We start from the raw sequence: 12,455 nt of genomic DNA, 5'->3' as shown, positions 1-12,455 counted from the left end.
CCACCCTCTTCCAAATCTGGAAGGACAAATTCCCCACCACCCTGGGGAATTTTTTTGGCCAAATTGGGGATTTCCTGTTGACTAAACACAGTCGCCGACTCACAGATTTAGAAAGCTGTCTCAGAGGCAGGAGGTCAACAGCATTGAATCGTCCCGATGTGCTTCGCGCACCGTCGACAAAACCCGATCTGTCAAGCCAGATCTTTCCAGATGCAGACAGCCGCTGCCGCTACGCGGCAAGCCCCGAGACCAAGGTCTTGGGCTAGTAGGCTAATTCTTTTTGTACGAGGAAGTCCCCTTCGCGAGACAACGCGCCAAATTTCCTCGGACCATCCGCCACAATCGAAACGACCATCTCGAGATCTTTTCCTCACCACGTCGTGTTCTTAGCCGGCGCCGCTTACTGGTGGGCCTACATCCGCGGTTGGGCGCGCGGCCAATACGAGCACCTGGATCGGCCTCCAGTCGCAGGCGTTTTACGTCGAGAGAGTTTTAAGCGCATACCGCGGCGGAGCCTCCCGCGCGGCTTTGGTAAGGGACCTTCTTCGACAGGCTTTGCAGTTTTTTGCGGGCTAGAGGGCGATCCTAGGGGCCGTGAGCGTTCGGAGGGACGTGAAAGTCGTGTGGTCAAAGCCGCAGAGGCTTGCTGGGAGGCACTACTTCGTCGGTTAGACGCCCTCTACCAAGCGGGACGGCCGTTAACCGATCCCGCATGTCTCGCTGTCTCGCAGGTGCTCGATGCGATTATTCGCGTACGGGGGCTTGTCCGGCATTCTCCATCACCTGTGCCCGTTCGGGCTCTGCAGGCCTGCTGGAAGCGCTGTGTACGAGTCAGAACCCAGGGCCGTCGGCAACCCCTAATCGGCACCGATGAGCGGTATCCTATGAATTACTCCCGGCGAATGTAGGATAGGAATCCTGTATCCCCCGACTGCTACACTAACGGGAAATAGGACCGAGGGAGGCCTTATGCAGGACATAGACGCTGATGAAGAGGCGCTGGGGCATGCCGTGGATGCTTGGCTGACGGCCTTGCGGGCGCAGGGCTTGTCAGACCGGCGTGTTCGGGTGCTGGCCGGCTCGTTGGGAGATGCTATGAGCACGGGTGGGCCTCGGGGGGCCGAAGAAGCCCGGGTACTCCGGCGATTCGAAGCCTGGCGGCGTGAGGTATGTCACCCATAGTCGCCGGTCTGATCGTCGGAATGCGGCCTGCGTCGAGGCGCGCCGGTCGTTCCACGGGCAAAACCCGGCGGCTGCAGTGAGAGCACGATCCTGCCCTGTGGTGGCAACGCAGGCGCGTTAGCTCGGGTCACCAGACTGGCCAGGGCTATGGTTCCCGTACGTGAAAAGATGTCCGAGGGTGCCGATGGGTTAATCTCGCGGGGACAGGTCTATTGCGCTAGCGTGCACCATCGCCGAGCGCAACTTCCGAGCGGTTATAATCTTATCGGCCATGCTAGAATGGGGCCATCACTAATCTGCGGATTGGGGGGCTCTGGTAATGAGCGAATCCGTCGAGCGGCTGTCAGAAGCGTTCCACCGATTGCCCGATTCTGATCAACGCGCGTTCTTGGAACGGCTGGAGGAAGGGTTGGTATCGGACCATGGTCCGCCACCTGCAAGCCGAATGGGATAATCCTCGTGACGACGTCTACAACGATCTATAGAGCTGGCGACGTTGTCCTTACACCATTTCCCTATGCGGACCAAAGCGTCGAGAAAAAGCGGCCCATGGTTCTCCTGTCTGCTCCTTAGGCGACGGGGGATCATTCGCGGGGCACGACGCTATTCCCAAATCCCGAGGATTGGCGTGTCACCTCGCCTCCCCTCCCCTTTCGCGTTTGCGTCTCGTTCGGCACTTCCGGAGTCTGATCGTCCGCGGGGCCTTTCGGTGGATCATACCAACGGGGACCCCGAAACGACCGATAGGCGCCGGGATCGTTTGGACCCATCTCTTGACGGGTGCCATAGGGTTTCGCCCAAGCATTGTCCCCCATCAGTGATCATGCCGATTGCCGGTAAAGTACGGAAGACGGTTGACCGCTTCCTTTTGGGTGGCGACATTGACATGCGCATAAATTTCGGTGGTCGACAAATGCGCGTGCCCGAGCGCTTCCTGAACGATGCGGATGTCCATGCTGGCTTCCAATAACGCCGTCGCAAAGGTATGGCGCAACTTATGGGGCGTGAGCTGAACGGGTAACCCGGCTTGGGCCGCATACTGCTGGATACGGCGCTGAATTTCCCGGGGTGCTAACGGTCTAATGGGAAAGGTCTGGCCCTTGGGGACGCGGCGCTGGGTCACAAAGAATGTGGTGAGCTCTGTGGGAGGGCGAACCGCGCGATACGCCATCAAGGACGCATGCGTGGCCGTCGGCAGCGCCACTTGCCGGCGTTTGTCACCTTTGCCGACGAGGTTCAGTTGACCGCGTCGCATGCCCGCGGTGATGTAGGTAACTCCCTACCACATTTTCCATGACATTGCCGTCAGCGGTCCCAGGAATGAGGAGCCGCGTCCATTACCTTCACGCCCGTGGTGCCTACGTGGTCACCCGATCGTCGAAGGGCGTATGGCCTGAGAAAGGCGAGCTTCGCTGCCCCGGGCTATCGCGCGGCGAGTCTCGATGACAGCGCCGAAACGATGTCCGCAACCCCGGGCTCACGAACGCCGTGAAGCCTGCATAGCGCAGGCTTCACCCGGGAGCAACATTCGCTGGCCGGATCAGCGAATGTTGATGAGCGGAACCCCCACCATTTTGGCGAGGTCTTCCATCTGGCCCGCCGTTACCGAAGCTGAGAAGACCGTGTGATGGCCGCCTCCATTTTGGATCCATTGGCGCACACCCTCATAGAGGCCGGCTTTCGGGGTCCACACCTGACGCGCAACCGGGAGACGGGGTGCTGGCACGTCTGGCTTTTTTCCAACCACCTCATACATAATGATTTTGAAGCGGTCTCCGAAATCTGACACCGTGACGTTGATGGCATCGCCGTCCGCTCCATCGAAGACTAACCGCGCGGGATTTTCACGGCCCCCAATGGCTAAGGGGTGGACTTCGACACGGATAGGTGTACTCGCCAGCGTCGGGTCTACCTCTAACATGTGAGCCCCTAAAATTTCTTCGCGGCCGGGCGTCAAATGATAGGTATAGTCTTCCATAAAGCCCGTTTTCTGATTATGTCCGAGGATTTTGAGTAGACGATCGAGGGCTGCGGTTTTCCAATCCCCTTCAGCGCCGAAGCCATAACCCTCGACGTTGAGCCGCTGCACGGCCATACCCGGCAGTTGCTTTAACCCCCATAAATCTTCAAAGTTGGTCGTGAATGCTGAGTAGCCGCCCCGCTTGAGAAAGTTGCGCAAGGCGATTTCCATGCGAATCTGTTCGCGCACTTGGGCGTCAAAAAATGCCGGATCGGTGTCCCCATAGGCAAACTCGTAAGTCTGTCGGCATTCCGTTAACGTCTCTTCAATCGCTTGAGGGGACACCTCGCGCATCTCAGCCACCAAATCCCCGACGCCGAAGTAGTCGACCGTCCACCCGAATTGAATTTGGGCCTCGATCTTGTCGCCTTCAGTGACCGCGACGTGCCGCATGTTGTCACCAAACCGGGCGACTTTAATCCCAAAACTTTCGTTGTACGCGACGGCAACATCCATCCATTTAGCAATCTGATGTTGAACCTCCGGATTACGCCAATGTCCGACGACAATTTTGTTATTTTTCTTGAGGCGGGCATTAATATAACCATATTCCCGATCGCCGTGGGCACTTTGATGTAGGTTCATGTAATCCATGTCTATGGTATCCCATGGGATATGATCCAGAAACTGTGTCGCCAGATGGAGTAAGGGTTTTTGCAAGAGCGTGGTGCCGCGGATCCAATTTTTCGCTGGCGAAAACGTATGCATCCAGGTGATGAGGCCGGCCACATGGTCCTGATAGTTGGCCTCTTTCACGACTTGCGTAATGCTGTCGGCCGTCGTGACCACTGTTCTAAACACTATGGGATACGGAAGTCGACCCTGTTCATTCATTTCGGCAATCATCGCCGTGGCGTCGTTGGCTACTTGGGTCAGGACATCCTCCCCGTATAAATGCTGACTCCCTACCACGAACCAAAATTCGTAGGGGCGGAGCGCTAACATGTGACATCCCTCCTAATAAAACGTGAACCCGCTACCTGTGGCGGGTTTGGCCATAATAGGCGTCGCGTCCGTGTTTACGCAAATAATGCCGATCGAGAAGATGCGGGGCAATCGCTATGTCCTGCGGGTTAAGTTGCCAGGTGTGGTAGGCCATTTTGGCGATTTCCTCCAAGATGGCGGCATGATGGACGGCCTGTAAGGCCGATTGCCCCCAAGTGAACGGTCCATGGTCATTTACCAGGACACCCGGTATCTGATCGGGGTCAATATCGCGCGACCGAAACGTTTCGATAATAACGGTTCCGGTCTGCCGTTCGTAATCCGTGGCTACTTCATCGGCCGTCATCGGCCGCGACACGGGTATGGGGCCATAGAACGTGTCGGCGTGCGTGGTTCCGGCCACTGGAATATCCACACCCGCTTGGGCAAATGCAACCGCCCACGGGGAGTGTGTGTGCACAATTCCGCCTACGGTCGGTAGGTGCTGATAGAGCACGCAATGCGTCGGAGTGTCACTCGATGGATTCCAGTCACCTTCCACCACATGACCCGCCAGATCGACGACCACCATTTTGTCCGGTGTAAGATCCTCATACTCGACGCCACTCGGCTTGATGACCATTAAGTTGTGCTCCCGGTCAATCCCGCTGACATTGCCCCAGGTGAAAGTCACAAGCTGATGTTTGGGCAACAGCATGTTGGCTTCGTAAACCATTTGCTTCAGGTCTTCTAACATCGACCGCTCAGTCCTTTGCTCGCTCATCAATGGGTGCGACAGCGATAATCCCGAATACAGCGTCATGCTATAGCGTTTATACGGACAAGTCAACCAAGGCTCAACATGGTCCGCCTCATCGTACGAACAGAACGATGCGTTGCACGTTCCCATGTACGCGAGTTCCACTCGTGCGTGGTGCGCGGTCTGCCACGTCGCCGGATGATGAAGAGCCCTTCGTGTACGGCGAGAACACAAAATTCTGGTAAATCATTTTGTCCGGACTAGTGTATATGATATTGATTTATACGGACAACAGTGCTAGCCTGCAGGTGATTGACGATGGCAACCACCTCTCAAGTCAAGGAAACACGCAGGAGGGAATGAGCATGACGCAGGAACAACGTCGCGTACCCAGCGGATTCATCTATTTTTTCGGCGCGTTTGGCGGCATCCTGTTTGGGTATGACATTGGGGTCATGACGGGAGCGCTGCCATTTCTTGAAACCGATTGGCATCTGCAACATAGTGCAGCCACCTTGGGATGGATTACGTCCGCCGTCATGTTTGGCGCCATCTTTGGGGGTGCCTTAGCGGGGCAGCTCGCCGATCGGATCGGCCGGCGGACATCCATCTTGATTGCAGCGCTCATTTTCGTGGTCGGGTCAGTGTTGTCCGCATTAGCTCCGTATGATGGAGCGGGCTATCTGATCGGCGTCCGGATTTTCTTGGGGCTGGCGGTCGGTGCGGCCTCCGCCTTGGTCCCCGCGTACATGTCTGAGATGGCCCCTGCTCGATTGCGCGGACGCTTGTCCGGGATTAATCAAACGATGATCGTCTCCGGCATGTTGATTTCCTATATTGCGGACTTTGTGCTCAAAGGGTTGCCGGAAGCCTTTGCATGGCGCTTCATGTTGGGGCTGGCGGCCGTACCGGCCTTAGTCCTGTTTGCGGGGGTGTTGCGATTGCCGGAGTCTCCGCGATTTTTAGTGAAAAATGATCGCATGGCCGATGCCCGCACCGTGTTGAGTTACATCCGGCCAAGCGCAGAAGCCATCGAGGCTGAAATTGCGCAAATCCAAGACACCGCTCAGCAAGAGCGACAGGCCCACCAGGACACGTCGTTAATCGGGATGTTTGGCGGCAAATATCGCTATCTCGTGGTGGCGGGGGTGGGCGTTGCCGCTTTTCAGCAATTCCAGGGAGCCAATGCCATTTTCTATTACATCCCGCTAATCGTGAACAAAGCAACCGGGCATGCGGCGACGTCCGCCCTGCTCTGGCCCGTGATTCAAGGAGTCATTCTCGTGCTGGGGTCGCTGTTCTTCTTGCTAATTGCCGACAAGTTCAATCGCCGGAGCCTCTTAACCGTCGGCGGCACGGTGATGGCGCTATCGTTCATCCTCCCGGCGATCCTTAAAATCCTTGTGCCCCAGGCGAATCCGATGTTAATCGTGGTGTTCCTGAGTATCTATGTGGCGTTGTATTCGTTCACATGGGCTCCACTGACCTGGGTTATTGTCGGCGAAATCTTCCCGCTTGTGATTCGAGGGCGGGCCTCGGGCCTCGCCTCGTCGTTTAACTGGATCGGATCGTTTTTAGTGGGTCTGCTCTTCCCCATCATGACGGCTTCGATGTCGCAAGAAGCCGTTTTTGCGATCTTTGGGGTGATTTGCTTCCTCGGCGTGTTCTTTGTCCGGGCCTTCGTTCCGGAAACGCGGGGCCACACCTTGGAGGAGATTGAGCAAATCAGCGGGAAAAAGTCCGTTCCCGTCGTCGAAGTGGGGAGGTAGGATAGCGTATGAATTTAGTAGAGACATCCGAGGCGATCCGTACGGGGCAGGTATCACTGGGGATCGAGTTGGGATCGACGCGAATCAAGGCCGTCTTAATCACCGCGGACTTTAATGCGGTGGCCACGGGCTGTCATGTCTGGGAGAATCGATACGAGGATGGGCTATGGACGTATCCTTTGGACGAGGTATGGCATGGCATTCAACGGAGTTATGCGCAGATTGCCGCCGATGTGCAGGGCAAGTATCACTTGCCCTTAACGCACATCAGCGCGGTCGGCGTGAGTGCCATGATGCACGGGTATCTGGCGTTTTCGGCAGAGGACGAGCTATTGACCCCGTTTCGCACCTGGCGGAATAACACGACAGGGCCGGCGGCGGAGGCGTTGACGCATCTGTTTCGCTTTAATATCCCTCAACGGTGGAGCATCGCGCACCTGTACCAGGCGATCTTAAACCGCGAGTCCCATGTTCCCCACATTCGGTTTCTTACCACGTTGGCTGGGTATGTGCACTGGCAACTCTCGGGGCAGAAAGTGCTTGGGATTGGAGATGCATCGGGGATGTTTCCCATCGATGAGGCTACGGGTACCTATGTGGACGCATTTTTAGAACGGTTCAATACGCTCGACAGCGTGCAGCCGTATCCGTGGTCCATTCGCGACATCCTGCCGACGGTATTGCGCGCGGGCCAGCCCGCCGGCACCGTGACGGAGGACGGGGTGCGTCGGCTGGACCCGAGCGGCCGCCTGCGTGCGGGGAGCATCATGGCGCCACCAGAAGGAGATGCCGGTACGGGAATGGTCAGTACGAACAGTATTCGCCAGCGGACCGGTAATATCTCCGTGGGTACGTCAGCGTTCTCAATGATTGTCCTAGATCAGCCCCTGAATAACGTGTATCGGGACATTGATGTCGTCACCACCCCCAGCGGCGCTCCAGTGGCGATGGTGCATAGTAACAATTGTTCATCCGATATTGATGCGTGGGCTAGTGTATTTAAAGAGTTTGCCGAACGCCTGGGCGTTCACCTCGATACCGGGCGTCTCTATGACACACTATTTTTGGCAACCGCGCGCGCCGACCGGGATGGCGGAGGCCTCGTCAACTATAGCTATCTCTCAGGAGAAAATATCACGCAGATGAGCGCTGGGCGACCGCTCTTCGTCCGGGATCCGAATCGACCGTTTACTCTCGCAAATTTTATTCAAACGCACTTGTATGCGGCATTTGCCCCTCTTAAAATGGGAATGGATATTCTGAAAGCGGAGGAGCGGGTTGAAGCCGACGTCTTTGTGGCGCAAGGCGGGTTGCTCAAAACGCAAGGCATTGGGCAGCAGGTCTTAGCCAACGCGCTCAATACGCCCGTGACGGTGATGACGAGTACCGCGGGTGAAGGTGGCGCGTGGGGGATGGCTCTCCTGGCCGAGTATGCTAAGGCAGAACGGCCGACGCAGGACCTTGCCGACTTTTTAGATCGCGAGGTGTTCCGGAATCCCGATAGCGTCACGTTGAACCCGGATCCGGCTGGGGTCGCAGGCTATGCCGAGTTTATGCAGCGCTATCGGGCAGGGCTTCCCATCGAGTCCATGGCGATTCAATGCCTCTGACGACCCGGTGGACGGTACACGGCCCTCATTCCAGCAGGGTAGTGAAGGGGCCGAAGATGCCAAAGAAACACGAATTGGTGAAGCAAGATATTGCGGATAAAATTCTCGCCGACGTCTATAAAGTGAATGATAAGTTGCCCACAGAGTCCGAGCTCATGGCCACCTATCATGTGAGTCGGTTTACGATTCGCCATGCCATCGGGGAGCTCGAACGAGAAAATTTTGTGTACCGCATCCAAGGTCGGGGCATGTTTGTGAATGATTGGAAGAGTCAGCCCCGCCCTAGCGGTGACAATAAGACTATCGGCGTGATTACCACGCATATTGCCGATTATATCTTTCCCAATATCATTGCTGGCATTGACAACTATGTGTCCAACTTGGGATACACGGTATTGCTCGCCAGCACGCAGAATAATCCGGACAAAGAGCGGAAAAGCTTAGCCAATCTCTTATCGAATCCCTTGTCCGGAATTATTATTGAGCCCACCCGAAGTGCCCTGGCGAACGAGAATTACGCCATCTACGAGAGCATCCGATCCCAGGGCATTCCCATGCTCTATATCAATGCGGTCTACGAGGGATTGGACGCGCCCTATTTAATTATGGATGACGTTCACACGGGGGAAATGGCGACACACTATCTCATTACCCACGGGCATCAGCAAATCCTCGGCATCTTTAAAGTGGACGACAAGCAAGGCATGGGTCGGATGAATGGCTTCATCAAAGCGTATCAGGCGCATCCCGAGATCGCGAACCTCAGTGAAATTATGCTTTATCAAACCGGAGAAAATAAGATCAACTTGTTTAAAAAGTTGTATGCCAGTCTTACCCGGTCGGACCTGGCTCCTACCGCCGTGGTCTGTTATAACGATGAGCTGGCCATTCAGGTCATAAAATTTATTAAGGAAATTGGTCTACGCGTCCCAGAGGACGTCTCCATTATCGGTGTGGACGATTATTTGTTTTCCCCGTTTATTAGTCCGGCGTTGACAACCATTCGCCACCCCCAAGAACAGATGGGTCTCGATGCCGGGAAAATGATCATCCGTCTGATCAATCGGCAGCCGGTATCCTCCAAAATTTATACGCCGGACTTTATTGCCCGAGAATCGGTTAAGTCAATGCCGGGCGGTAGCGACATGCAAAGCGCGGTCGAGGCATCAATGCCTTCGCAATCCGAATAGGCACAGGCTTTTTTATCGCCGCCTGGCCATGGCCAATTCGCATCCTGTGCCCCACCGAGGCAGAGCAGAGGCTGGTAGCGCAATGTGCCCATCTCCTGCTCATGGCACTCATTGCAGAACAGACCGGAGTTCGTCAGGGATAATGGCAAGCAGCCGTCGCCCACGAATTGCGCAAGCAGCTCGGGGAGATGCGCTTAGCGACGGACAGTCTTGAAGAAGTCCTGTGCGCGCTGGCCGATACGCCCCGAACCCCCCGCGGCGGCCGCATTTTGGTGCGGCTTATCCGCCACGGTTAACACGCAGGCTGGAATCTTGGCGTGTCGCAGTGTATGACGACAAGCTCCGGTCTGGCTCGGTCCATTCATCCGATGTCGAGTGCTACGTATGCCTCCCCCGACCGTAGGACCCGGGGTACCCCAACTCCGAAACCAGGCGCAGGAGCGGATGGAGCGGCGGGATGGGGCATGGCGGTTCGACTACGGAACGCGGGATTGGCGAAGACCATTGAGTTTCGGTCACAGTGGTCCGAAACGGCCATGATAGCCCACTATCAAGAACTAACGGCAGCTTTTCGTGCTGGCGACGCCGGTTCGGGGGTATCCACTCCACTGTTGGGACCGGGGCCTGTCAGCATCACCACCTCGCAGGCTGAAACCATCTGCCGCGGGTTATGGGACACCCATCGGGTGTACATCAAAGGCGGAGACACGGGACTTCGTGCCAGTCTCGCGACAGGTCAGCTCTTTGACCTGGGAAAGCTGATCGGTAAGACTATGGTTAAGCATGGCGGTTAGGGCGGCCAGATCAGAGGGCCACACTCCGCTCCGATGGACGCCCGGTATCCGTGAAAAATTGGTTATATAAGGAGAAAAAGTAGGGCGCGTTGGCCGTGAGCTACTGTTGCCGGTTATGACGGTCCCGTCCAGCGCGCTGGGAGCCGGAGGTGTCGGCAGCTCGGCGTTCCAATCTGAGATCTGACGGGTACCACCACGCTAATGCGGGTGGTGCCGTAGTTTAATCTGGAAAAAATGTTAAACGGAGTTGTTCCAAAAAGGCATCGGGCGAATATCCGCGTACGTCTCTTTGGAATACATACGCATCATTCTTAAGGGCCGTCAGTAGCATGTCAGCCCGGAACACACCGTTGGAACCAGTCTCGCCCGTTAATCCCATTTCGCGGAAGAGATTGACCATCACTTCATGGAGTTCGACGTAGAGCGGGCTCTGCATGGTAGACCGCGGTCCATTTACCGATGCGCCTTCCTCGACCCCGGCTAGCAACTGCAGTTTTCTTTCACGGTAGCTAATAAACAACCGGAGCACCTCTTTCAGACGATCACGCGGCGGCATTGTCTGATGCTGTGCCAAGTAGGCGTCGATGTCGTCGAACAGCGAAACAAGGCTGTCTTTAATCAAGTCCAAACACAACTCGCTTTTGTTTCGGTAGCGGCGATAGAGCGTTCCCGGACCAATTCGCGCGGCCGTGGCAATCTGGTTCATGCTCACATGGTCGACGCCCTGTTGCTCAAACAGTTGAAGGGCCGTGGTCAGGATGCGCTGACGATTTTCGGCCGCATCACGACGCTCGGAACGCGGGTAGGATTCGTTCATATCGCGGGTTCGCCTCCTCAATGTCAGTCCCTAACTTGACAAACGGAGAGCTCTCCTTTTAAATATGAGGATAAGTCTCCGCTTAACTATATCTCCTCATCAAGGAGAGTGCAACAGCGTGGACGGGGTGCGGCTGTCGGCCTCGTAAATGGCTGGCTAGGATGGAAGGAGGAACCCGCCATATTTCGGACTTCAGATGGCAATCGCACTTTGGGGGGGTGATGTCGAAAGCCTATCAGTCGTAACCGATAGTAGATGTCGCGGTCGAGCTTACTCGTCCGTGCGTCTCATGCCTTTATAGGCAATGAGGGCATAAGTGGTGCTGGTATTACAAAGTCACTATACCATACGGGCCAATCGCCGGCACGTGTAACCGGCGATTGGCCCGTGGCGATTAATTCACGGTCTTTGGGTCTGGCCGAACAATACAAGGACATGGTTCCCCACATCCTTGTTGTTAGGTGAGACACCAATCGTGAGCCATTACAGGTAAAAGGACCAGAGCCCAAGCAGATGTCCTAAGCGGATTAACCATCCGATGCTCGCGAGTCCCGTTACAATACCCACGATAATGTACCAATTTCGCCGACGCGCCTGACGGTGAAAAAACAGATATCGAATACACAGAAATCCGAATACGACGGCTCCTAAGATGGTCTCCCACATAGACAGACCTCCTATTTTTCCCAATGCGAGAGGATGGGCCACAAACTCCCCATCCCCACCGCTCGGAAAGGACTACTTACTTTTATTCGTCCTGAAAGTCGCCTTCGTGCATTAGTCAGCGACCCTGGGCTTAGTACGGATCGTTGGCGCTAACATTGACAGGTATAGCGCCACCTACAGCTGGAAAGTTGACCCCAAAATTACCGCCATTTTGGTTCACTTGATTTACAACGGCTGCCGCAGTTGACCCCAATGCGCCAATCAAGCCGCTCACGAGGCCAACGCCCTGGGCAAATGGAATGAACTCTGCTACGGCGGAACCAAGCGAGATTCCCGTCGAAATGGCATTCACTGCATCGAGGAGACGCGCTGTTCCTCCGCGATTCATTACATATAGTGTACCGTACCATCGTGACAGCGATAGATAATAAGGGTTATTGCTCACGTACCAGCTGTATGCCATCCCACCCGTGCTGAGCGGACTTGCCATACCAGTTGGCGCTGACCCCGGAATTGTAGCCAACAATCCCGATGGAATGGCTGCGTTGCTAACAGGGGCGGGTACAGTGCCGTTTTGCACTTCTTGATCGAACGATGCCATCTTCGATTGAACCCACTGGATTTGCGCAGAGGATAGGGGTTTGTGTAGATAGAATGATGACACCAGTCGGGCTCCCGGATCCGTAGTGGGTACACTACGGGTGTCTGGAAAACATTTCCGAA

Annotated in this window: 13 protein-coding genes; 7 read left to right on the top strand and 6 right to left on the bottom strand. The window is 55.7% G+C overall.

Annotated elements, in window-relative coordinates; translation table 11 throughout:
• The first annotated feature begins 143 nt into the window (after positions 1-143).
• The 3 genes from HIJ39_RS24700 (at position 144) to HIJ39_RS24695 (ending at position 1,636) form a co-directional block, all read left to right on the top strand.
• On the top strand, positions 144-266 hold the full coding sequence (locus tag HIJ39_RS24700) for a hypothetical protein (RefSeq protein ID WP_275107371.1): 123 nt from the start codon (positions 144-146) through the stop codon (positions 264-266).
• A 703-nt stretch (positions 267-969) separates the two neighbouring features.
• Positions 970-1,182 carry a hypothetical protein gene (locus HIJ39_RS18420; RefSeq protein WP_169102323.1) on the top strand — a complete coding sequence of 71 codons (213 nt, stop codon included), beginning with the start codon at positions 970-972 and terminating at the stop codon, positions 1,180-1,182.
• A 319-nt stretch (positions 1,183-1,501) separates the two neighbouring features.
• A complete protein-coding gene (locus HIJ39_RS24695; RefSeq protein WP_275107370.1) occupies positions 1,502-1,636 on the top strand; it encodes a hypothetical protein in 135 nt (44 codons plus the stop codon).
• A 360-nt stretch (positions 1,637-1,996) separates the two neighbouring features.
• Here the strand turns inward: HIJ39_RS24695 and HIJ39_RS18415 are convergent, their stop codons facing one another.
• The 3 genes from HIJ39_RS18415 to HIJ39_RS18405 form a co-directional block, all read right to left on the bottom strand.
• The gene (locus HIJ39_RS18415; RefSeq protein WP_169102321.1) at positions 1,997-2,437 is read right to left on the bottom strand and encodes a tyrosine-type recombinase/integrase; all 441 of its coding nucleotides are present in this window, start codon (positions 2,435-2,437) and stop codon (positions 1,997-1,999) included.
• Positions 2,438-2,722: 285 nt separating this feature from the next.
• Complete coding sequence (araA, locus tag HIJ39_RS18410) at positions 2,723-4,147, bottom strand: L-arabinose isomerase (RefSeq protein ID WP_169102319.1); 1,425 nt, start codon at positions 4,145-4,147, stop codon at positions 2,723-2,725.
• Positions 4,148-4,178: 31 nt separating this feature from the next.
• Positions 4,179-4,883, bottom strand: coding sequence for an L-ribulose-5-phosphate 4-epimerase (locus HIJ39_RS18405; protein ID WP_169102317.1), 705 nt, complete (start codon positions 4,881-4,883; stop codon positions 4,179-4,181).
• A gap of 272 nt (positions 4,884-5,155) precedes the next feature.
• Here HIJ39_RS18405 and HIJ39_RS18400 point away from each other — a divergent pair, with 272 nt between their 5' ends.
• The 4 genes from HIJ39_RS18400 to HIJ39_RS18385 all read left to right on the top strand — a co-directional run bounded on the left by HIJ39_RS18400 (position 5,156) and on the right by HIJ39_RS18385 (position 10,249).
• Positions 5,156-6,655, top strand: coding sequence for a sugar porter family MFS transporter (locus HIJ39_RS18400; protein WP_338055241.1), 1,500 nt, complete (start codon positions 5,156-5,158; stop codon positions 6,653-6,655).
• 8 nt (positions 6,656-6,663) lie between these two features.
• Positions 6,664-8,265: a xylulokinase gene (locus HIJ39_RS18395; protein ID WP_169102313.1), complete on the top strand. Its 1,602-nt coding sequence runs from the start codon at positions 6,664-6,666 to the stop codon at positions 8,263-8,265.
• 56 nt (positions 8,266-8,321) lie between these two features.
• Positions 8,322-9,455, top strand: coding sequence for a GntR family transcriptional regulator (locus HIJ39_RS18390; protein WP_169102311.1), 1,134 nt, complete (start codon positions 8,322-8,324; stop codon positions 9,453-9,455).
• Between the two features lie 464 nt (positions 9,456-9,919).
• Positions 9,920-10,249, top strand: coding sequence for a hypothetical protein (locus HIJ39_RS18385; protein ID WP_169102309.1), 330 nt, complete (start codon positions 9,920-9,922; stop codon positions 10,247-10,249).
• 220 nt (positions 10,250-10,469) lie between these two features.
• On the opposite strand, the gene HIJ39_RS18380 is transcribed toward HIJ39_RS18385, so the two are convergent.
• The 3 genes from HIJ39_RS18380 to HIJ39_RS18370 all read right to left on the bottom strand — a co-directional run.
• Positions 10,470-11,066, bottom strand: coding sequence for a TetR/AcrR family transcriptional regulator (locus tag HIJ39_RS18380; protein ID WP_169102306.1), 597 nt, complete (start codon positions 11,064-11,066; stop codon positions 10,470-10,472).
• Between the two features lie 483 nt (positions 11,067-11,549).
• On the bottom strand, positions 11,550-11,732 hold the full coding sequence (locus HIJ39_RS18375) for a hypothetical protein (protein WP_169102304.1): 183 nt from the start codon (positions 11,730-11,732) through the stop codon (positions 11,550-11,552).
• A gap of 130 nt (positions 11,733-11,862) precedes the next feature.
• The coding region (locus HIJ39_RS18370) for a hypothetical protein (protein ID WP_207711781.1) at positions 11,863-12,455 on the bottom strand (593 nt) is incomplete at its 5' end.

The organism is Sulfobacillus harzensis, assembly GCF_012933365.1.
GTDB classification, from domain to species: domain Bacteria; phylum Bacillota; class Sulfobacillia; order Sulfobacillales; family Sulfobacillaceae; genus Sulfobacillus_B; species Sulfobacillus_B harzensis.
Note: the sequence above shows the minus strand (reverse complement) of the source record. Positions and strands in the feature narration are given on the sequence as shown.

Excerpts from the sequence above, each read along its gene's own strand:
- HIJ39_RS18415 (WP_169102321.1), bottom strand. The coding sequence starts at position 2,437 with ATGCGACGCGGTCAACTGAACCTCGTCGGCAAAGGTGACAAACGCCGG.
- HIJ39_RS18380 (WP_169102306.1), bottom strand. The coding sequence starts at position 11,066 with ATGAACGAATCCTACCCGCGTTCCGAGCGTCGTGATGCGGCCGAAAAT.
- HIJ39_RS18375 (WP_169102304.1), bottom strand. The coding sequence starts at position 11,732 with ATGTGGGAGACCATCTTAGGAGCCGTCGTATTCGGATTTCTGTGTATT.
- HIJ39_RS18390 (WP_169102311.1), top strand. The coding sequence starts at position 8,322 with ATGCCAAAGAAACACGAATTGGTGAAGCAAGATATTGCGGATAAAATT.
- HIJ39_RS18420 (WP_169102323.1), top strand. The coding sequence starts at position 970 with ATGCAGGACATAGACGCTGATGAAGAGGCGCTGGGGCATGCCGTGGAT.
- HIJ39_RS18395 (WP_169102313.1), top strand. The coding sequence starts at position 6,664 with ATGAATTTAGTAGAGACATCCGAGGCGATCCGTACGGGGCAGGTATCA.
- araA (WP_169102319.1), bottom strand. The coding sequence starts at position 4,147 with ATGTTAGCGCTCCGCCCCTACGAATTTTGGTTCGTGGTAGGGAGTCAG.
- HIJ39_RS24695 (WP_275107370.1), top strand. The coding sequence starts at position 1,502 with ATGAGCGAATCCGTCGAGCGGCTGTCAGAAGCGTTCCACCGATTGCCC.
- HIJ39_RS18385 (WP_169102309.1), top strand. The coding sequence starts at position 9,920 with ATGGCGGTTCGACTACGGAACGCGGGATTGGCGAAGACCATTGAGTTT.
- HIJ39_RS18400 (WP_338055241.1), top strand. The coding sequence starts at position 5,156 with ATGATATTGATTTATACGGACAACAGTGCTAGCCTGCAGGTGATTGAC.
- HIJ39_RS18405 (WP_169102317.1), bottom strand. The coding sequence starts at position 4,883 with ATGTTAGAAGACCTGAAGCAAATGGTTTACGAAGCCAACATGCTGTTG.